This is a genomic window from Psychrobacter sp. H7-1 (assembly GCF_904846585.1).
Taxonomy (GTDB): domain Bacteria; phylum Pseudomonadota; class Gammaproteobacteria; order Pseudomonadales; family Moraxellaceae; genus Psychrobacter; species Psychrobacter raelei.
In genome coordinates this window covers 25,452-47,519 of the sequence record NZ_CAJHBH010000009.1, presented here as the reverse complement: position 1 = coordinate 47,519, position 22,068 = coordinate 25,452, and the positions used below count along the sequence as shown (strand labels likewise).

The 22,068-nt window shown below is 45.3% G+C and carries 16 protein-coding genes; 3 read left to right on the top strand and 13 right to left on the bottom strand.

Features of this window, described 5'->3' with window-relative positions; all coding sequences use genetic code 11:
* Positions 1 to 50: 50 nt before the first annotated feature.
* From JMX92_RS04785 to JMX92_RS04770, 4 genes are all read right to left on the bottom strand, one after another.
* Positions 51 to 479 (bottom strand): GFA family protein, encoded by a 429-nt coding sequence (locus JMX92_RS04785; RefSeq protein WP_201544224.1) that lies wholly within the window; start codon positions 477 to 479, stop codon positions 51 to 53.
* A 42-nt stretch (positions 480 to 521) separates the two neighbouring features.
* Positions 522 to 1,343 (bottom strand): enoyl-CoA hydratase/isomerase family protein, encoded by an 822-nt coding sequence (locus JMX92_RS04780; RefSeq protein WP_201544222.1) that lies wholly within the window; start codon positions 1,341 to 1,343, stop codon positions 522 to 524.
* A gap of 243 nt (positions 1,344 to 1,586) precedes the next feature.
* The gene (locus JMX92_RS04775; protein WP_201544220.1) at positions 1,587 to 3,197 is read right to left on the bottom strand and encodes a carboxyl transferase domain-containing protein; all 1,611 of its coding nucleotides are present in this window, start codon (positions 3,195 to 3,197) and stop codon (positions 1,587 to 1,589) included.
* A 114-nt stretch (positions 3,198 to 3,311) separates the two neighbouring features.
* Positions 3,312 to 5,012, bottom strand: coding sequence for an AMP-binding protein (locus tag JMX92_RS04770; RefSeq protein WP_201544256.1), 1,701 nt, complete (start codon positions 5,010 to 5,012; stop codon positions 3,312 to 3,314).
* A gap of 603 nt (positions 5,013 to 5,615) precedes the next feature.
* Here JMX92_RS04770 and JMX92_RS04765 point away from each other — a divergent pair.
* A complete protein-coding gene (locus tag JMX92_RS04765) occupies positions 5,616 to 6,545 on the top strand; it encodes an Hsp33 family molecular chaperone HslO (RefSeq protein WP_011961282.1) in 930 nt (309 codons plus the stop codon).
* A 141-nt stretch (positions 6,546 to 6,686) separates the two neighbouring features.
* On the opposite strand, the gene JMX92_RS04760 is transcribed toward JMX92_RS04765, so the two are convergent.
* The 8 genes from JMX92_RS04760 to JMX92_RS04725 form a co-directional block, all read right to left on the bottom strand.
* The gene (locus JMX92_RS04760) at positions 6,687 to 8,174 is read right to left on the bottom strand and encodes an esterase/lipase family protein (RefSeq protein WP_201544219.1); all 1,488 of its coding nucleotides are present in this window, start codon (positions 8,172 to 8,174) and stop codon (positions 6,687 to 6,689) included.
* A 156-nt stretch (positions 8,175 to 8,330) separates the two neighbouring features.
* The gene (locus JMX92_RS04755; RefSeq protein WP_201544254.1) at positions 8,331 to 10,274 is read right to left on the bottom strand and encodes a PhoX family protein; all 1,944 of its coding nucleotides are present in this window, start codon (positions 10,272 to 10,274) and stop codon (positions 8,331 to 8,333) included.
* A gap of 319 nt (positions 10,275 to 10,593) precedes the next feature.
* On the bottom strand, positions 10,594 to 11,319 hold the full coding sequence (locus tag JMX92_RS04750; protein ID WP_201544218.1) for an ABC transporter permease: 726 nt from the start codon (positions 11,317 to 11,319) through the stop codon (positions 10,594 to 10,596).
* Positions 11,320 to 11,328: 9 nt separating this feature from the next.
* Positions 11,329 to 12,069, bottom strand: coding sequence for an ABC transporter permease (locus tag JMX92_RS04745; protein WP_011961286.1), 741 nt, complete (start codon positions 12,067 to 12,069; stop codon positions 11,329 to 11,331).
* Positions 12,070 to 12,423: 354 nt separating this feature from the next.
* A complete protein-coding gene (locus JMX92_RS04740; protein ID WP_413786856.1) occupies positions 12,424 to 13,188 on the bottom strand; it encodes an ABC transporter substrate-binding protein in 765 nt (254 codons plus the stop codon).
* 260 nt (positions 13,189 to 13,448) lie between these two features.
* A complete protein-coding gene (locus JMX92_RS04735) occupies positions 13,449 to 14,291 on the bottom strand; it encodes an ABC transporter substrate-binding protein (protein ID WP_011961288.1) in 843 nt (280 codons plus the stop codon).
* 109 nt (positions 14,292 to 14,400) lie between these two features.
* Positions 14,401 to 15,195 carry a transporter substrate-binding domain-containing protein gene (locus tag JMX92_RS04730; RefSeq protein WP_110817041.1) on the bottom strand — a complete coding sequence of 265 codons (795 nt, stop codon included), beginning with the start codon at positions 15,193 to 15,195 and terminating at the stop codon, positions 14,401 to 14,403.
* Positions 15,196 to 15,664: 469 nt separating this feature from the next.
* On the bottom strand, positions 15,665 to 16,477 hold the full coding sequence (locus tag JMX92_RS04725; RefSeq protein ID WP_041773361.1) for an ABC transporter ATP-binding protein: 813 nt from the start codon (positions 16,475 to 16,477) through the stop codon (positions 15,665 to 15,667).
* Between the two features lie 363 nt (positions 16,478 to 16,840).
* On the opposite strand from JMX92_RS04725, the gene JMX92_RS04720 reads away from it, so the two are divergent.
* Both JMX92_RS04720 and gltS read left to right on the top strand, forming a co-directional pair.
* Positions 16,841 to 18,139, top strand: a complete 1,299-nt coding sequence (locus JMX92_RS04720; protein ID WP_201544216.1) for a glutamate-5-semialdehyde dehydrogenase — start codon at positions 16,841 to 16,843, stop codon at positions 18,137 to 18,139.
* A 754-nt stretch (positions 18,140 to 18,893) separates the two neighbouring features.
* Positions 18,894 to 20,168, top strand: a complete 1,275-nt coding sequence (gltS, locus tag JMX92_RS04715; protein WP_011961293.1) for a sodium/glutamate symporter — start codon at positions 18,894 to 18,896, stop codon at positions 20,166 to 20,168.
* A gap of 72 nt (positions 20,169 to 20,240) precedes the next feature.
* On the opposite strand, the gene pepF is transcribed toward gltS, so the two are convergent.
* Entirely contained in the window at positions 20,241 to 22,037 is a 1,797-nt protein-coding gene (gene pepF / locus JMX92_RS04710; protein WP_201544215.1) for an oligoendopeptidase F, read from the bottom strand.
* Positions 22,038 to 22,068 lie beyond the last annotated feature (31 nt).

Sequence of the window (22,068 nt, the reverse complement as noted above, 5' to 3'; positions counted from 1 at the left end):
TTTTAATCTGAGGTCTTAGCAGGTTTGATATCTGGCTGATAAAAGCACAGTTAGCTCAAAAGCGCTAACACCTCTTTAAATGGGGGTAACCCCTCAAAATTAGCGGCTTCTGAATCGATGCTATGCCAATCAGACTTTGAGCGTAAACAAAAATTCGCGACGACCTCTACCGTAACTGAGCGGTCAGCCATCTCCAGCAGACCGACAGATATCCATACATATTTACCCGCAAAGTCATTTGGCACTGGGCAGCCACATTCACCACAAAAGTGGGCACTAAATCCAGTCGGCTTTTTCCAAATCTTTATATTATGCCGCTTTGTCCATTGAAAATGAGTGGCTTCGATAATCGTAGCTGAGTTAGCGCTTGAACCAGATTGTTTTTTGCATAAGGAGCAGTGACACTGATAAATTTTAAGCGGCGTAGTAGAGACATCACAGCTAAATTCAATATTGCCACACAAGCACTTTCCTTGCATCGTCGTCTTGTCCCAAAAGTAGTTAGTAATTAGTAGTTACTATCAATTTAACCAATTAGGTTTGCGCTTTTGCAAGAAGGACTGCACGCCCTCTTTACCTTCAGCAGAGGCTCTGATATCGGCAATACCAGCTACGGTCTGGGCAATTAAAGCCTCATCAATGGTTTCTCCTGCGACATAGTGCAGCAGCTTTTTGCACTCTTTAACCGCATTGGGGCTGTTGTTACGCAGCTTTTTGGTAATGAAAGCGACTGTCTCATCCAGTTTATCAGTAGCCACAGTCTCATGAATAAGTCCGATACGCTTTGCCTCTGGTGCATCGAAAACTTCAGCGGTCAAAAAATATCGGTGTGCCGCTCGAGCACCCATTGCTCTAATCACATAAGGGCTAATGGTAGCTGGCACCAATCCTAGACGCACCTCACTAAGACAAAAGTTGGCTGAGTCGACTGCTATCGCCATATCACAGGCAGAGACAAGACCAATACCACCAGCATAAACGTCGCCTTGAATGGCGGCAACGGTCGGCTTAGGACAGGTGTAAATCACCTTGAGCATTTGTGCCAGTTTATCGGCATCTGCAAGGTTCTCATCACGGCTATAATCAGCCATGGCACGCATCCAGTTTAAATCGGCGCCTGCGCAAAATGCCTTACCTTCGGCTGCTAACACAATAACTCGCACTGCATCGCTATTGCCTAGGTGGGTAAACGCTTGGTTTAATTCTTCAATGACGTCATCATTAAAGGCATTACGCTTGTCTGGGCGCGCCAGAGTGACGGTAGCAATATAATCCTCGACGCTGACGTTTAAGGTATCAAGCTCAGCTAACGGCGCTAATTGAGAGGGTAAGCTGGTTGTCATAAGTTTCTCGTTATCTTCTTATTTTTGCATTCATGAAATGATTGGGTCTGTGTTTAATCTAACACCCTTAGGACTTACGCAGAAATTAAGCGTTATTGCGACTGGGTATCATTTATTCGATTGCTGTACGGTAGTTCCAGAGGCTTCACAAACAATACCCAGTCGCCTATTAAATACTGTGCTTTGCGTAAGTCCTAAGCCTAAATCATAAGGCTCTCAGGTTAATTTAATGAAGGCTTAGGTTTACATTCTAAACACACCAAACTTGGTCTCTTCAATTTCAGCGTTGTAAGCGGCACTTAACCCCAAGGCCAATACCTTTCGAGTATCGACTGGATCAATCACCCCATCATCCCACAAGCGGGCGCTGGCATAATAAGGATGACCTTGTTTTTCGTACATCTCTTTGTACGGGGCTTTAAACGCTTCTTCTTCCTCAGCGCTCCAGGTTTCACCTTTGCGCTCAATATTGTCACGTTTGACTGTGGCCAATACTGACGCTGCTTGCTCACCGCCCATCACTGAGATGCGTGCATTCGGCCACATCCATAAGAATCTTGGGCTATACGCTCGGCCACACATACCATAGTTACCAGCACCGAATGAGCCGCCAACAATGACTGTGAACTTAGGCACTTTGGCATTGGCAACCGCCATTACCATCTTCGCACCATGACGGGCGATACCCTCGTTCTCATACTTGCGACCAACCATAAAGCCGGTGATATTTTGCAAGAATACCAATGGAATATTGCGCTTACAGCACAGCTCAATAAAGTGGGTACCTTTTTGAGCCGACTCACTAAATAAAATACCATTGTTGGCAATAATACCGACTTTCATACCTTCAATATAAGCAAAACCACAAACCAGCGTTGTCGCAAATCGGGCCTTAAATTCATCAAACTCACTGGCGTCTACAATACGCGCGATGATTTCACGAATATCAAACGGCTTACGGGTATCGGTCGGAATCACGCCATACAGCTCTTTGGCATCATATTTTGGCTCACGTGGCTCAATTTGATTGGGGATTTGTTTTGGCGGACGATTTAGGTTACCGACAATATCACGTGCCAGCGATAAGGCGTGTAGATCATTTTGTGCAAGATAATCGACCACACCAGACAGACGGGTATGCACATCACCACCGCCTAAGTCCTCAGCACTCACCACCTCACCAGTTGCCGCTTTCACCAGTGGCGGACCGCCTAAAAAAATAGTACCTTGGTCTTTTACGATGATAGATTCATCACTCATCGCCGGTACATAAGCACCGCCTGCGGTACAGCTGCCCATCACTACGGCAATTTGCGGAATACCGGCGGCACTCATGTTGGCTTGGTTAAAGAAGATACGACCAAAGTGCTCTTTATCAGGAAATACCTCATCTTGATTGGGTAAGTTGGCACCGCCTGAGTCGACTAAGTACACACAAGGCAGGTTGTTCTCTTGGGCGATTTCTTGCGCGCGTAGATGCTTTTTGACGGTCATCGGATAGTAAGTGCCGCCTTTGACAGTGGCATCATTACAGACAATCATGCACTCAATACCATTAATACGGCCAATACCAGCAATCACGCCTGCCGCCGGAATGTCAGCATCATACATATCAAAGGCTGCCATGGGTGCCACTTCCAAAAAAGCAGTGCCTGGATCTAGCAAGCGTTCAACCCGCTCACGTGGCAGCAGCTTACCTCGCGCCAAATGTTTGGCACGTGCTCGCTCAGGACCCCCTTGAGCAATCTTTTTTAGGTGCGCGTGTAGGTCGTCAACCACTGCCTGCATGGCAGCAGTATTGTCGGCAAACTCTTTGGAATTTGGACTCAGCTTACTGGTAATAATGGCACTCATGACATCCCTTATCTATGATTTTGCTCGCCACCTTTTATGCTCAATGCTCAACTAAGCTAGGCACATACATCAGGTGGCGGTTATTTATAATTAATGGTTACAAATGCTGGGTAGTTATAATCCCAGCTCTTCAATCATCATTTCCGTGATCTTGTATTTTTGGATTTTACCGGTAATGGTCATCGGGTACTCTTCAACAAAGCGGAAGTACTGTGGCACTTTGTAATGCGCGATGTTGTCTCTACAAAACTGCTTAACCTCATCCTCTGTCAGCTGCTCGCCTTTTCTAGCAATAATCCAGGCTGCCAGTACCTCGCCATATTTTTTATCAGGAACGCCCACAACTTGCACGTCACTAATCTTTGGATGGCGGTATAAATAGTTCTCAATTTCTACCGGATAGATGTTTTCACCGCCGCGAATAACCATATCTTTGCTGCGGCCAACCACTTTAATATAACCGTCTTCATCCATGGTGGCTAAGTCGCCGGTGTGCATCCAGCCATCTTGAATGGCTTCGCGGGTCTTAAAGCGGCTGCCCCAATAGCCTTTCATCACCGAATAGCCACGGGTTAATAGCTCACCTGTTTCACCGATAGGCACTACCTCTCCGGTCTGGGTATCGACAATTTTCACCTCTAAATTAGGCTGCACTAAGCCCACAGTAGAGACTTGTTTATCAAGTGGGGTGTGTTTGTTGGTCTGACAAGATACGGGGCTGGTTTCGGTCATGCCGTAAGCGATGGTGACCTCGCTCATGTGCATCTCATCGATGACGCGGCGCATCACCTCAATGGGGCAGCTTGAGCCGGCCATGATACCAGTACGAAGGGTCGACAAATCGTATTTGCCAAAGTCTGGGTGATCAAGCTCCGCAATAAACATGGTGGGCACACCATGCAGTGCGGTGCATTTCTCATCTTGTACCGCTTGCAACACGCTAAGCGGCTCGAAGCCATCATTGGGATAGACAATACAGCCGCCATGGGTCAAAATCGCAAGGTTACCAAGCACCATACCAAAGCAGTGGTATAGCGGCACTGGGATACATAAGCGATCCTCAGGCCCTAAATCCATCGCCTCGCCAATAAAATAGCCATTGTTTAAGATATTGCGATGCGTCAAGGTTGCCCCTTTTGGGGTACCTGTGGTGCCACTGGTGAACTGAACGTTGATGGGATCAGTATTTTTTAATTTGGCCTGACGCTCAGCCACCCGTGGATCATTAGCATCGCCCTCTTTCATCCACTCTGAGAATTTTTGCATAAAGCCAAACGTCTCATCCGTGTCTGGCTCATCAATCCAGATAATACGCTCAACAGTAGGTATCTCAACCAAGTCTAATTGGGTGTACTGCTTGTGATAAATCTCAGGACATAATTCGCGAATGATATTGGCATAATCACTGGTTTTGAAATGGCGCATAAGCACCAAAGCTGAGCAGCCCAATTTATTTAGCGCATATTGCAGCTCAAAGCTACGGTAGGCGGGGTTAATATTTACTAAAATCACGCCTACCTTGGCAGTGGCCAATTGCATAAGCAGCCATTCAGCGTTGTTATGTGACCAGATACCAACGCGATCACCAATCTCCAGACCCATTTCAATCATAGCGCTGGCCAGTTGATTGACCTTTTGTTGCAGCTCGCGGTAAGTCCAACGTATGCCTTGATGGCACACCACTAGGGCTTCTTGATCGGGATATTTTTCTACCACGGCATCAAAAAAGTCACCAATAGTGACTTCGATTAACGCCGTCTGGGGGCCTTGATCTTGGCTCAGCTTAAGCGGCGCATTACTCGATTTGGCGCCCATACTAATGCGAGGGATCGTATCTAAATCTATAGAAACAGAGGAAGAATCGATGTTATTGGAGGGATGTGAAAAAGAGGTAGAGCCAAACATAACGAATCCTTTCGTTGCAATATTGGATAAAAAGTTCGATAAAAAATGTCACTATGGTATGCGACTGTGCAGCCTACAATCTGTAGGTTGATGGCACAATCATCCCCCATAATGACCTAAATCCATTTAATAATATATCTGCGATATATGACAGATAACGCATCATCTTTCATATTTTAAAACAACCACTTACTTCTAAAAAACTGCGGTTTATTCTAGGTTAGCGTTGTTTCCTGTTCTAATATAAAGGCTAATGACAACTGGTGTCAACAACTACTACTAATAACAATAACTTAGTTCATCATTAATTAACTAAATCCGATAAATTCACCTCCACAATATCCCTGTTAACTAAGGTGGCTCGCCTCTGTGCTAGGCTTTAGTGATAAAAAACTTATCTGTGAGCGAATTTTTATGTTGATAAATACCCCGTTACCCCAATATAAATGACATTGCATGAAAGATGAGTCTATCTAGCAGACAACTGCTCTATATAATTAATTGAGACCCCCTATGACCGAACTTACTGATTTACGCCAACGCTTTTTTATCGCTGACTCTCCTGTACGCGGCGATGTGGTGCGCTTAAAGCAAAGCTATGCCACCATTACTGCCCAAAAACCCTACCCTGAGTCTATTAAGCGTTTGCTTGGTGAGATGCTAACTGCAGCCAGCTTATTAATTGGTACCCTAAAAATTGAGGGTAGCTTATCTATCCAGTTGCAGTCCTCTGATGAGAGCAGCTTATTGAACTGGGCAATGGCTGAATGCAATCAGTCTGGCATCATTCGCGCTTTAGCCAGCTGGAAGCAAGACACCGAAGAGCAGCAGCAAGCTTGGGCGAACAAGGCGACTGCCGATGATGCTTTTGCTGAGCTCGGTGCTGTGGGCAAAGGCGTCATGTTTATCAACATTCAACCTGAGCGCGGCGAAGCTTATCAAGGTATCGTTGAGCGCAGTCATGACAACTTAGCTGAATGCTTGGCCCATTATCAATTGCAATCGGCACAAATCCCAACTTTGATTAACTTGGCTTGTGATGGCCTGCAAACTGGTGGTATCTTGGTACAAATGCTGCCCCGCACTGCCGAGGAACAACACGCTATTGAGCAAGATGAAACGGCCGGTATTGATGATGATCTATGGACCCGCTTGACCTTATTGACGCGTACCTTAAAGTTTGAAGAGCTAACCACCTTGGAGGCCAGCGAAATCATCTACCGCTTATACAACGAAGAGAGTGTGGTCGCCCCTGAGCCTATCTCTTTAGAATTTGGCTGCACCTGCTCACGTGAAAAATGTGAAGGGGCTATTTTGCAAATCGGCGAAGCAGAAGTTTTAGAGATTGTAGAGGAGCAAGGCGGTACCTTTGAGATGGATTGCGGTTTTTGTGGCTCTATCTACAAGTTTACCAAAGAGGATGTCGAGCACATCTTTGCTTAAGCGTTAAGCGGTTAATTACCCCAAAATATACCTCCCCCTTAGGCTCGAGCCTAAGGGGGATTTTTAATTTCTGCGTGGTTTTGTGACAGCGATTATGGCCGTGATTACTTTGTCATAGGCGCATCTTATGATTGCGCGGTATTAGACCACCACCTCAATCTCATCAGGAAAGGAGTGAATACGCGGCTTTAAGGCTGACTCACTGTCTCTATTGGCCTGTAACCACTCACTGACTTGATTATGCACACTCTCATCGTACTGCAAGTTGATGTGATTGACCCCATAAAACACCGCTTTTCGACCCTCAGGCACATATAAATGATGATTTTCATGAGTCTTGCCAGCCTCCCCGAGCGCCGATTCTATCATCACCAAGCCATCACCCACCAAGTTACTCGCCTTAGATTCATACACCCCCTCAGCAATAGAGCCGGCAATAAAAAAGGTATTGATGTGACGTGGCAACTTGGTCGGATGGCGAAAGTCTTCGGGCAATACATCCCGTACTTTAAGCCCCTTCCAATCCTCATCGCGAATACAGCCATGACGAAGGTCAATAATACCGGCACTACGTATATCACCAAGCTTAGATAACGAACCTGCAAAGGGCACTTTGGCCATAATATCTAATAGGTGATAGCTGATGCGCTCAAGTATGGCGCCTTGATGCGGTGAGCCTATGGTTACTAAGTTACCCACGCGCGCTACCCAATCTTGGCGCTCTTGCTCACCATAAAACAGCGCACTACGAGACACCAGTCCCCCCATGCTATAGCCTACTAAATCTATTTGGGTAATGTCTGGATTTTTTATGACCAGTTGCTGTAGTAAATTGGCCAAATTATGACCGTTTTGGGAGATGCGTCTACCCGTATTGTAATCTAAGTAAAGCACCGTACTTTTAGGGATACTCAGTGCAATATGCTCACCTAAGCTGTCCTCTTCACAAGGATGCCAGCTTAGATAACTCAAGCACAGACCATGACACAACACAATCACACGCCCGCACAACGGATCTGCCTTAGCGCCTAGCGGTTGACCATATCTATCATAGAGCACCATGGGCACCGCCAGTGGATTGTCGCGAGCAACCAGATGATCGCCAACCATACCATTAATCACGTTAACCAGCTGCTTTAGACGTTCAGGAAGTAGGCGACGTTTTTGATTACTGAGGCTTTTTCGGTACAGCTGCATGCTGCTGCTCGTGACACCACGGCCTACACTTTGCATGGTATAGCGCACCACATTGTACAATCTGCGAGTCACTCCTTGCTGCCAACGATTGAGATGATCTTCATTAAAGCGGCCCAAAGGACGCAAGAGAATCTCAGAGTGTATGGCCTCAATAATCTCAGTAGCCCCCACCGCACCTGTGGTAGCAAGCTGCACCAGACCCTCAAGTACATTGCTCACCGACAGTGGTGGTTTTTTTGATGGCGCACTCGGCTCATAGGCCATATTAATTAGGGCATTTTCATCGAGGTAATCTAGATGGTCTAACTGCTGGTGCAAGTCCTCTAAATACACCGGATTGGACGCATTAATAAGCTCACACGTCTCATATAAAGAATATTGCTGCGATAAGTCTTCAGAAGCAGGCGATGTGGGTGAAGTGCTGTTTGACATAATAGTTATATTTTATAAGTTGGGATAGCCTCATATTATCTGTTAATTTAGATAAAGTAAAAACCCCAAGTGTTAACTTGAGGTTTGTTTTTAGTACAATTATCATAACTTTATTTTCACAATTAAAGATTGGCTTGTCTTTAACGGTTTGCTGCTTTAACGATTGCCACCAAGCTTAAAGCCTAAATAACCCACAGCTGCCCCATAAGTATCTTTATAATTGCGCTTAATGAATGGCATAACTTGAGCGGCCACTTTAGTGTTTTTTTCGATCCCTTCACCTGAGTGCTGAAAATTACTCATAATATACGTATAGCCATTCATTTCATCTACTGCATGAAGGCCGGTTGACTCTGCACCAGCTGGTGTCGATAAAATGCGGACCAATTCATGAGTATCTACATTGTAGGCCCATAAAAAGTTATTAACATGGGTGCCTGAGTCTTCACCGATAAATAGCGTGCGCATTTTTTCGGAGAATTTTAAGTTATCCGGACAAGACACTTTATCCGGATGCGATTGATTGCCCAACGCATCCGCCTCGATATCTTGACCGGCCAAATTCGGTGGTACAGCCATACTGACTGGCACCCAATCTGAGTGGATAGGCTGCTTAGTATTTAGGGTCACTTGGCCACTGCGCAGCTGATGGGCATAGACTGCACCTGACTTATTTTCAGCCACGTGCACATCATAGTCACCATATTTAGTAGGATCGACCATAGATTTTTCAATCCTTGCCATCGCCGAATATACGATTTTATCTTTGACATTCACCGTGGTCCCCTCCATTTTAGTAAAGGCCATAGAAGCACCTTTTAGCGCCGCATAACGATGGGTCTCTAAGAAGGCAGCGGCTTTTTCAGCATGCCTGTTGCTGGTATTTAATTTAATCCAGTTAGGTTTGCCGCCATAATAAATCTTGGTATAGCTGGCATCTTTTGGGTCAGTGTATTTAACGCTCATGATATCTTCAGGCTTAAAGCTGTTGGCCATCGCTTCAATTTCGCTGCTGGTGGCGTGACCTAAATGAATCCAGCGCGTGGTAAATTCGCCTGTGCCCACACCCTTAGCTGACGTCTGAGTGACTTTTGCGACGTATAAATTACCAGCTGATAAGTCTCTGGGCTTGTCGGCCACAAACATAAACAGACCGCCATTTGTGGCATCATCGCCCATGATAGCAGTACGCTCATCTGGCATCATCTGTATCAATTCATGTGAGATACGTCCCAAGTTATAGTGTTTTTTGACAAAGCCTGTACCGTCTGGATTAACAAACACCTCTGGCATATGACCATAATGATAAGGATTGGCTTTGTTTTGATCGCCATAAAGCGCTTGACTAAAATCCAAAAACTTACCCCCATCTTGCTTTGCTAAATTATGGGCATCCGGCTCATACTCTTCAGAGGATAAATGAGTACCCCAAGGAGACAATGAGGCACCGCAAGTAATCCATAGACCATGTACAGCTGAGGTATCAACATTATGATACTTCACCAAGCTCAGCTCACCAGTATTTGGGTTTTGATCCAAAGTAAGTACTGCAATAGGAGATGGCAGGCGACCCCAGGTGTCCTTACCGGCACGGTTCATGCTGGCATATTCAAATTGCACTACCGCAAATACTGTATTGCCTTTTACGCCCGGTACACGAGCGCCTTTAACAGCAATCAATGAAGAGCCATCTGGGCAATTAGAATAAAAAGGCATCGGCTCGCCTGCTGACGCATCATATAACGGTCGGTTATTGATGTCGTACAACTGGCCAGCACGGGTGAGTCCTCCTAGACCATCGGGCACCATATCACCGGTCACAAAAAACGGCGTGTAAGCCAAATCAAATACTTGAGTGCTGCCATCGGTGAATTCTGCCTGCATTTTTGAATCGACATAGACTGTGGCCATCTGCTCAGGATTGGCGAGCGACGGCGCTTGCATACCCAAAAATCTCACCTGTTTAATCGCCTTAGCTAAAGGCGCAGCGCCGGTTGCAACAGGCACAGCATTGAGGCGAGCTGAGGTATTGCAGCCTGCCAAAGGTAGCATGGGCACACCGGCCAAAAAGGCAATCACACTGCGGCGAGTCGCTGACATATTGGCCAATTTGCTGCCGGATTTTTCAATATTGGCGTGATCAGCGAAGTCTAAGTTTATGTCAGTCGGTGTTTGGCGAATGCTGTCTTGGCTAGAACAAAGGGCAACTGGGCGGCGTATCATAAATTCCTCAAAAAAATGTTCAACGGGGGATAACTCTGGACAAAGAGTACAGTGCCCTAGCCTACTGCGATGAGATGACAGCTTGTTTAAAGATTTATGACACCCAGATGACAAAAAAGCCAGTGCGATTATGGCACTGGCTTTTGACTTAATGTGAGGGTTAGCCGCTTATATGAAGTAACTAGCTTATCAGGGACTAAGGAATGGTGGTGGTCGCCACCTCAGGTGGTACATAAGTGTGATGACGATTCATACGCTTCTCTAAGAAGCGGAAGGTTAATAAAATCACCCAAGACAACACTAAATAGATTAAACCTGCCGCAAAATACAGCTCAAAGATGGTATAGGTGCGCGCACTGATGGTCTTAGCAATACCCGTAATATCCATTAACGCAATGGTCATGGCAAGCGAGCTGCCTTTTAGCATAAAGATAACTTCATTACTGTAGGCAGGTAGCATGATGCCAAAAGCACGCGGCAAGGTAATTCGGGTAAGTTTTTGCCAACGCGACATACCTATGGCGTCAGCTGCCTCCAATTCCCCAGGTGGAATAGACTGAATGGCCCCGCGAATAATCTCAGCAGTATAAGCACTGGTATTTAAAGTAAAGGCGATAATTGCACACCAAAATGGCTGCTTTAACACCGGCTCCCACAGCGCTGAGTCTTTGATAAACTCGAACTGTGACAGACCATAATAAATCAAGAAAATCTGTACCAACAGCGGTGTACCGCGGAAAAAGAATATATACAAAAATGGCAGCACTTGAACCCAGCGACTAGCCGATAAGCGCAATAATGCCAGACCCAGTCCAAAAAACAGGCCAAGTACACCAGAGATAACCACCAACTGCGTGGTCAGCACAACCCCACTTAGTAAATCAGGTAGGTATGTAAAAATTACTTGCCAATTCCAATCCATAATTGCCCCCTACCCTTGTGCTGCATCTAGTGAGTGTGAAACTTGCTGCTTTGCCAATTTTTTTGCATAGCGTTTTGACGGGTTGGCCCGCCACTCAAGCCACATCATAAAGGCGGTCACCACTATGGTTAGACCCAGATAAATAAAAGCGGCCGCCATATAAAAGGTAAAGGCCTGCTGCGTGGCCTGTGCCCCGCGCGCCGCATGGTACATGATGTCCTTTAGCCCCACCACAGAAACCAGTGCCGTATCTTTTAACAATACCAAAAACAAGTTTCCCAGACCTGGCAGCGCCAAGCGCCAAACTTGGGGCACTATGATGCGAAAATAAAGCTGCATTGGCTTCATACCTATGGCTTCAGCTGCTTCCCATTGCCCTTTGGGAATCTCTTGGATCGCCATGCGAAACACTTCGGTCGCATACGCCCCAAAGGCAATAGATAGTGCCAACACACCTGCCAAAAACGGACTCACTTCCACATAGTCGTTATAGCCAAATTTTTGTAATATGGCCATAATCAGCATGGAGCCGCCGTAGTATAAAAACAGCACTAATAACAGCTCTGGGATGCCACGCATGGTCGCGGTATATACCGTCGCCAACTTACGTAATATCCAAATTTTTGAGAGCTTCGCAGTAGCGCCCAATAGCCCCAATACCAAACCTATTGCAAGACTTGATAAAGCAAGTTTGATGGTAATCAACGAGCCACTAAGTAAGAGATGTCCAAAACCTTGCAAATCAAACACGTGAGAAGATACCTAAATAATGAGAAGTAGAAGGAAAGAAGCGCTGACAAGAGCCGTTAAACCGAACGCTCATTGACCCGTCTTCAATCTGGCGGCTGTCATTAAGCATGGAGAACACACTGAGACGAGTTTTTCATATAAAAAACATGCAAGCGGCGAATTCTAACATATTCTACTAGGGTTCGTTAAGTATAAGATGCGCTGACGATGGCGCTTATTTGACTGCTTAAGTCAATTTTTGGGCATAAAAAAGCCCCACTGCTTAGTGAGGCTGTCTTTGTTTCATATTAATTGTTCTAAATTAGCCCTAAAGCTTACGCACTTACTTGTCACTTTGGCTATTTATGTCACTGATTATTTGATCGAAAAATGCTTGTCTTTAATTTGATCATAAGTGCCATTGGCTTTAATCGCAGCCAACGCTTCATTGAGCTGCTCTTTTAGTGCATCTTGCTTGCGCACCGCAATGGCAAAGTTATCATCAATTTCGATATCCGCCCCTTTAACTTCAAACTGTGAGTTGTTTTTGCTTAACCATTCTATCGCCGGTAGTTTGTCAGAAATCATGGCATCAACACGATTAGACTCTAAGTCCAAAAAGGCATTGTTAAGGGTGTCATACAGCTGCATATTGGCCTTGGGATAGGTAGACTCTAACCACTGAGATGAGATGGTTGAGCGCTGAGCGGCAATCTTGCTGCTGGTTATATTATCGCTGTGACTGGGATCAAATGTGCTGTCTTTACTGGCAATAAACACCAAGGCATTGGTAAAATAAGGGTCGGTGAAGTCGACTTGTTGTGAGCGCTCTGGAGTCACTGACATGGCGGCCACAATGGCGTCGTATTTTTTGGCTTTTAAACCTGGAATAATGCCTTCCCAATCTTGAGCCTGAATCTCACAGCTCACCTTCATTTGCTCACATAAGGCGTTGGCAATATCGACATCAAATCCTTGTAAATTACCCTCAGCATCGGTGTAATTAAAGGGTGCATAAGCGCCTTCAGTGGCAATGCGCAGCACTTTTTGTTCTTCCTGTGCGCCCGCAGCTTTATCGTCCGCTTCAGTCTGTTGGTTATTACAACCACTCAAAAGTAGCGACAATGATAGTGTGGCCATGACAGTGGCGGTGCCTTTAAGCAAACGGCTTTTTTTGAATTGAGCCGCGGCAGGTAGTGAGTTAACCATCCTTACGTCCTTATAAAAATCTAAAAAAAGCTGGCCTGAAATCTTATCGCCTTATCTGCCCCATCAAAACCAGATGGCCAATTAAAGACTTACGATTTCAGCCAGCAATACCAGCACCTTATCATTGCCTCAGGCGCTAATGTGCTTATATTGCTGTCTTACAATAGACAGCAATGGATAGAGATAATGGCCTATTGAGCAGCCGCTTTTTGGGCCGCAGCGGTGTTGCTGGTACCAAAGTAAGGCGCCGAAATCTCATCATATTTACCACTTTCTTTAATCGCGGCTAATGCTTGGTTGAACTTACCGGCCAGCGCATCGCCTTTACGCACAGCGATACCCATCGCATCATCGCTATTGAACTCTTCACCTTTTTGTTCAAAAGCTTTGCCCTCTTCACTGGTTAACCAATAGGCGGCAGTAACTTTGTCTGAGAACAAGGCACGAATACGACCTGAAGTGAGATCTAGATAAGCATTTTCTTGGGTGTCATATAAGCTTACTTTAGCTTCAGGATGCGACGCTTCGATATACTGAGCGGCGATGGTGGCGCGCTGAGCACCGACTGGAATATTACTAAAATCATCTTTTACGCTAACGTTCTCACCTTTTTTGGCCACTAAGATAAGGCCGTTATTTAGGTAAGGGTCAGTAAAATCGACCTTTTCAAGACGCTCAGGGGTAATAGACATACCAGCGATAATGGCATCGAACTTCTTGGCTTGAAGCCCTGGAATTAAGCCATCCCACTCTTGTGAGCTGATATCACACTTGGCTTTCATCTCATCACATAAGGCATGGATTAAGTCGATCTCGAAGCCGATTAACTTACCATCAGCATCGGTATAGCTAAGAGGCTTATAGCTTGATTCGGTAGCGATACGGATAGTCTGACCTGCGCTATCAGCTGCCTCAGCTGCGCCAGTTTCGGCATCAGCAGGCGCTTGGCTGTTGTTACAAGCGGCCAGCATCAGACCAGATAAGGCCATAGATAATACAGCCCATTTACTTTTTGCTTTTGGGAAAGTTGTCATGATAAGTCCTAACTTTAGATAAAATTTGATAACCGTTTAATGGCTATTTAACAAGTGTCTCATAGCCATTGAATAATCTTTAATGCTCTGCGATAACTAAGTGGCTTAATTATTTGCCAAAATTAGCCGCTTCAATCTCAGCCAATTTGCCATTGCTACGGATCGCTTCAATGGCTTTGTCAAACTCAGCTTTTAGAGGGTCGTTTTTGCGCAGTGCAATCCCTAAGTGATCGTCGTTATCAATCTCTTCACCAATGACGGCGTAGTCAGGATTCTCAGGTAACCAATCAGCTGCAGATACTTTTTCTGCCAATACGGCATCTACGCGCCCTGATTTTAGGTCAAGGTAGGCATTTTCATAGGTATCATACAAGTTAACCTTGTTGCCATCTTTGCCATCGAAGTTATCTAGCAAATACTCGCCTAAAGTGGTTGAGCGCTGGCTGCCTAAGTCTTTATTGGTCACATCATCAGGGCTAAAACTCCCGTCTTTTTTGGCCAACCAAACCATGGTATTTGAGAAATAAGGCGCACTAAAATCAACCGTTGCCGCGCGCTCTGGTGTGATGGACATACCGGCGATAATGGCATCGTACTTATTGGCCAATAGACCAGGGATAATACCGTCCCAGTCTTGAGCAACGATTTCGCATTTGGCTTTCATCTGTTCACACACAGCATTGGCCACATCAACATCGAAGCCGCCTAAGCTGCCATCATTATTGGTGTAGTTGAACGGAGGGTAGGCCCCTTCTGTCGCAATGCGAATGGTTTTACCTTCTGCTGAAGTGGCTTCGCCCGCTTTGGTATCTTCAGACTTTGAACAGCCCGTTAGCCCCACTACGGCGGCTAAGGCTAAAACAGACAAGCTCGTTCGTGATAACTTTTTTTCAAATAACTTCATGGGTTGTTTCTCCGAAGCCAACATTGGCTTATTGCTTATTTAATTGGCTTAACGTGATTAATTTGGATTAATTAAGCGCTCATCAAGCACGAATTAAGGGGTATCGATTATTAGATATGGATTTAGCCGAACTTATACCACTTGAGCCGTATAAAAAAAATAACTCACGACAAAGCGTATTACCTAGGCCAGATTACTAGATTTTCGTGGTACGACTGTGGTGAGACTGGCTATATAATGAAAAATAGTTGTGTAAAACTTTATAAACAAAAATAATACATGAGCAATGGGCTAAAAACAAATCATTTCGATGCTTTACTTCACTCATTCCAACCCCAGTTATGCCCGCAAAAAAAGCGGATGCGGCGCTCAAGCCTTGTATAAGCCAAAAAAAAGAATGCGCACTTTAAGAAGCACACACTCTTTTTTATTCATCTATCTAAAAAGCTGGGATTACAGTCTGGGCCAACTAATTTAAAGGCAGCTTATTGGCATCAGCGCGATGTGAGGCCATAAACTCACGAACCCGAGCAGATTTTGGATTATCAAATACCTGCTCTGGTGTACCCGCCTCTTCTATACGGCCTTGATGCAAAAACACCACTTGTGAGGACACGTCACGGGCAAAGCGCATTTCGTGGGTCACAATCAGCATGGTGCGCCCTTCTGCTGCTAAATCACGCATCACTGCTAGCACCTCATTGACCAGCTCAGGATCCAGAGCAGATGTCGGCTCATCGAATAACAAGACTTGCGGGTTCATCGCCAGCGCACGGGCAATGGCCACACGCTGACGCTGACCTCCTGATAAGTTGTCAGGGTAGGCATCTTTTTTATCCAGTAGCCCAACTTTTTTTAACAGCTGCTCAGCCTCACTAATGGCCTGATCTTTGCTGATTTTTAGCACCTGTGTTGGGCCTTCGATGATGTTTTGAATGATGGTTTTGTGCGGCCATAAGTTGAAGTTTTGGAAAACAAAACCGACGCGCGCACGGAAGCTCTCAAGCTGGGCTCTGTTGGCTGCTTGTAGTTCGCCTGACTTACCCGGTACCAAATTAAGCGACTCACCCCCTAAGGTAATTGTGCCTTGGTTGGGCTTTTCGAGCAGGTTAATACAGCGCAGTAACGTAGACTTGCCTGAGCCTGATGAGCCCAAAATTGAGATGACATCGCCATCATAAGCGGTGAGGGAGACCCCTTTTAATACCTCAAGCGAGCCGTAGCTTTTATGAATATTTTGCAAATCAAGGGCAATGGGTCGATCTGAAGTAGTGTGTGGCATAACAGTGGCACGCATCCAAAATAAGTTTGAGAAGAGATTATAACACTGCAAGGCTTTTGAATAAGCAGATTAATAGACAATCGCCTCAAAAAATACGATGTATTAAAGCCTATAGCAGCTGTGATGATAAAAATGCTCAATTATGGGCGATCAAAATAGCCCAATAAAACTGCATATTGTCGCTTATTAGCCACACATAGGCAAATGTTGTGATGCCTTTATGCGGTGGATTATGCCCAAAAATCACTGTCAAGTTTTGTGTGGTCACTTTACTATTAGGGACATCTGCTTTATGTTAAACCTCATCTTATTTTTATAAAAAACAACCCCAATCAATAAGCAAAAAAGCATCAGGAGACAACAATGACACAAGCCATCAGTGATATAAAAGCCTATATGCAGCAAGTTGGTAAACAGGCAAGAGATGCCTCAAGACAGTTAGCTGCCGCTAATACCGGTGACAAAAATGCCGCTTTGTTAATTATTTATGAGCAATTAAAACAGGCCAAAGACGAAATATTAGCCGCCAATAAAATCGATATGGACAAGGGCCGAAGCAACAACTTAGATGCTGCCCTACTTGACCGCTTGGCACTTAATGAATCTCGCTTTGAGGCGATGCTACAAGGCCTAAAAGATGTGGCTGCTTTGCCTGACCCTATTGGTGAAGTCACTGACATGACTTACCGTCCTTCTGGTATTCAGCTGGGTAAAATGCGGGTACCTTTGGGCGTGGTGGGCATGATTTATGAGTCTCGTCCCAATGTGACGTTAGAGGCCGCTTCTTTGGCACTAAAATCTGGCAATGCCATTATTTTACGCGGCGGCTCAGAAGCTTATGAGTCAAACCAAGCGATTGCCAAATATATCTTATCTGGCCTAAAACAGGCCGGTCTGCCTGAGCACGGTGTTCAGGTGTTACAGACCACAGACCGCGCCGCAGTGGGAGAGCTGATTACCTTAACAGAATATGTTGATGTGATTGTGCCACGTGGCGGCAAGGGCCTGATTGCCCGTATTAGCCAAGATGCGCGCGTGCCGGTTATTAAGCATTTAGATGGCAACTGCCACACCTTTATTGACAGTGATGCCGACCCTGAGATTGCTATTAAGGTCAGTGTTAATGCCAAGACACATCGCTACGGCACCTGTAATACCATGGAAACCTTGTTGGTAGATCAAGCGATTGCTAATGAGCTGTTACCTCAGATAGCCGAGGCCATTGTCGCAGCCGATGACGCCATGCAGCTTCGCTTAGATGCCGCCTCAAAAGCCATTTTACAAGACAATGCTAAGCTTGCCGGCCACTTAAGTGATGCCACAGATAGCGACTGGGATACCGAATACTTAGCACCCATCTTAGCGGTCAAAATTATAGACGGCTTAGATGCCGCCATTGACCACATCAATACCCATGGCAGCCATCACACTGATGTGATTATCACTAATAACTATAGTAAGTCGCAGCGCTTCATTCGCGAAGTGGACTCAGCCAGTGTGATGATTAACGCCTCAAGCCGCTTTGCAGATGGCTTTGAATATGGCTTGGGTGCTGAAATTGGCATCTCAACTGACAAAATCCATGCCCGTGGCCCCGTCGGACTCAATGGCCTTACCTCTCAAAAATGGATTGTCTATGGTCATGGCGAGGTGCGTAGCTAGGCTAGGATTGCCTCGCTCATTGGCTCAAGGTGGTCATTTTTGGGAGTAATTTGGTTGATAAAAGTGATTATGTTAATCAAACTCCATCAGACCCTTTATCAAAAACGTCAGCGAAATGCTGGCATTTTTTTATGGCGCAGTTAGGTTAACTGGCTGCGACATAATCTTATCAAATTCAGCCATTTAAGATCATTTATGACCTAGCTTGGCACTGTGTCTTGTGCGTTAAAATCATCACAAAACCCGCGTCGCTATTTTTTAAAAAGATAATTATGAGATAAAATGCGCCCTCTAAATAACGATCTAAATAAGTTTTAGAGTGATTTACAGCCGCATCTTTAGTAATATAGGCCTATCCTCTACAACCGGCAACGCTGATTGTGTGTAGAAAGTGGGTCACGTGATCTGCTTAAGACAGATATTTGGCTTGTCGAACATATAGCTGCAACTCTCCTCAGGGATACCTAAAGTTTGTGGTTATCTTTTGTGGTTATCTACGGTTTACCGCTTCGGTAACATCTATTAGTTAGTGATTTTCTAATCTTTAACCATATACCTAAAGTCTTAATAGTTAGCCAAAAGATGTGGCCCAGTAGCGCTTATCATAAGCCAATAAAGCCCGTGCTCTGGCTAAATTAATGATTATTTTTTAACTACTATTTAAAGTCTAATGCACAAAGCAAACCTTATTTTGGAGCAGCTCATGCTGGAAATCCAATGAGGGTAACTTTATTTTTATAAAAAGGAGCAATGAATGGAAGTTACTTTAAATGGCTACTATACGCTGATATTAGCCACACTCGTCCTACTCTTGGGACGGTTTTTGGTAAAAAGGGTGAAGTTTTTAGAAGACTTTAACATCCCTGAGCCTGTGGCAGGTGGCTTGGTTGCAGCCGCCATTGTTTATGCACTTAATATCATATGGGGGTATAGTTTTAACTTCCAGCAGGAGCTTCAAACCGCTTGTATGCTGATGTTCTTCGCCTCAATCGGTCTAAGCGCTGACTTTAGCCGCCTAAAAGCCGGTGGTTCCCCTCTATTAATCTTCACCATTGTGGTCTCAGTATTTATCATTTTGCAAGACGTGGTGGGTGTGACCATGGCCAGTGTATTGGGGCTTGATCCTCTGCTAGGTCTGGTGACAGGCTCTATTGCGCTGACCGGTGGTCATGGTACTGCAGGCGCTTGGGGTATCACGCTTGAAGAGCAATACGGCGTGGTCGGTGCAACGACCTTGGGTATCGCTGCGGCCACTTACGGTCTTGTTGCCGGTGGTGTGATTGGTGGCCCAGTAGCTCGCCGTTTAATCAACAGATTGGGTGTAAAACCAGGCGAGGTTAACCCCAACCCTACCCCGACTGAAAAGCTGGCCGGTGAGCAATCTTTATATAGCACCAAGCACAATGAAGAAGAAGCTTATCGCAATAAAGAGATCTTTGAGAAACCAGACAACATTCGTCTGATTACTGCCTCCTCGACCATTGAGTCTTTGGCATTATTTGCAGCGTCATTAGCCTTTGCAGATATCATGACTAATTTGGGTCAAGGCACTTGGTTTGAGCTGCCCACCTTCGTTTGGGCATTGGCTGGCGGTGTTATCTTGCGTAACGTATTGACCATGGTGTTTGACTTCCATATGTTTGACCGCGCCATTGACGTGATTGGCAACGCTTCATTAAGCCTATTTTTGGCAATGGCATTGTTGTCACTAAAACTTTGGCAGCTGACTGATCTTGCCGGTCCTGTATTGATTATCTTAGTCGTACAGACCTTAGTTATGATCGGTTATGCCTACTTGGTGACCTTTAGAATTATGGGTAAAGACTATGATTCTGCCGTTTTAGCAGCAGGTCACTGCGGCTTTGGTATGGGTGCGACCCCGACTGCCATTGCCAACATGCAAGCGGTCACCGATCGTTATCAGCCTTCGCACAAAGCTTTCTTAATTGTGCCTATGGTAGGTGCTTTCTTTGTGGATATCGTCAACGCTACCGTATTACAGATTTTCACTAAATTACCGTTTATGTAAGAAAGTTTAGTACACGCTTAAATAACCTAAAAAAGGGAGAGATTTGCTTTAATCTCTCCCTTTTTTTATCTATTACGTTAAATCTATAGCCTGATCGATTAACGTTTCAATAAAGCCAATACTATCAATTAACGTCGCTTTGTCTGTGATGTCCACCCCTATCATATTAGCAAGCTCACTAGGTGTTTTTGAACCACCTGCTCGCAATACAGCTAACCAATCATCAATCACATCCTCGCCTTGACGCAGCTTTTTAAACAGCTGAGTGGCGATACTCAGACCAGCGCTATAAGTGTAAGAATACAGACCTAAATAATAATGCGGCTGACGCATCCAAGTCAGCGCCGCATCCTCATCAATCTCTACCGCATCACCCCAGAACTGCTGCAATGTGGACTGCATCAACTGATGTAAATCCTCAGTACTCAAGTTCTTGCCAGCATCTACCGCACGATATACCTCACGCTGAAAATACGCTTCTAGATAATGAGTCACAAAATTATGATAATAGGTGTTCGATAACAGTGAGGACACCACATAACGCTGAAACGCTTTGTCATCGGTATTTTGCTGTAATAAATGATGGCCAAGTAACAGCTCATTACAGGTTGAAGGCGCTTCAATAAAGTACAAAGATGGCTCATAGCTTAAGTAGTTCTGAGTCTGGCCCGCATTATAAAAATGCCCAGCATGTCCAATCTCATGAATTAAGGTAAACACATCGCCTAAGTTATGCGTCCAAGACATCAAGACATACGAGTGCTCACCATAAGGAGAGGCACAAAATCCGCCCGTGCTCTTGCCTTGGTTTTGGGCAAAGTCATACCAACGCTCCTCAAACGAGCGCTTTACCATCTCAGTATAATCGGTGCCCAACAACGATAAAGCATCCACGCAATACTGCTTAGCCTCTTCAATACTCACCTGCGTCACAAAGTTGGCATCCAATGGCACTTTTAAATCAGCAAAAGTCATTTTGTCGATGCCATTAGCCGTTTGTAGCAATTTGGCGTAGCGGCGCATTGGCGGTGCAAGATGCTGCATAATGGTATCGATGTGCTCGTCATACATGGCGCGCGATACTTTTTGATCGTGCAGTAGATAGTCAAATACTGAGTCATAGCCGCGCATATCGGCCATGATTTTCTCTTTTTTGACTTGGGTTAAATAGTTGCTAGCAATGGTGTGCTGAGACTCACGTAATCGCTTTGAAAACGCCTTGAAAGCATTACGGCGAAACTCGGTGTCGACTGCGGTTTCGTATTCATTTTCAAACGCTGAAAAGCTTAACGGATAGCTCTGACCATTGGCCTCAAAGTCTGGGAAGCTCATATCAGCCAATTTGCACTGCTCATAGTTTTGATACGGCAAGTCGAGTACTGGCGATAACGACATCAGTGCGGTTTCTAACTCCAAGCTTAGGGCATAAGGCTTTTGCGCCAATAAGTCTGCTAAAAAAGCACGATATTTGTCATTATCGGCCATGGCTTGCTTAATCAGCGCTTCGTCAGCTTGCTTTAGGGTTTGCGCCACTATTGCAGTCTGGCTGTTTAATTTAGCCGTTTCTGAGTCAAAATCTCTGGCTCTGATTTGCAGCTCACGATCGCCCATATCTACCGCACTTTGGGCGCCGGCATAGGTGCCTGCTTTGGACAAAATGGTCAAATAGGCTTCATAAGTCTGTAGTAGATGTACGATACTGACCGCATCGGTGAGATTCAGCATCGACTCTGAGGTCAGCTCATCGGCAAGCTTGCCCGCTTTATCTAGGTCTGCATAGAAATCTTCTGGCGTGGCATATAGTGCGGTCATATCCCAGGTTAGATGTACAGGGACGTCTTTACGATGTGGAAGGGCTTGTGTGGTCATTCGGATGTCCTTTAACTTTTAATTTTAATTA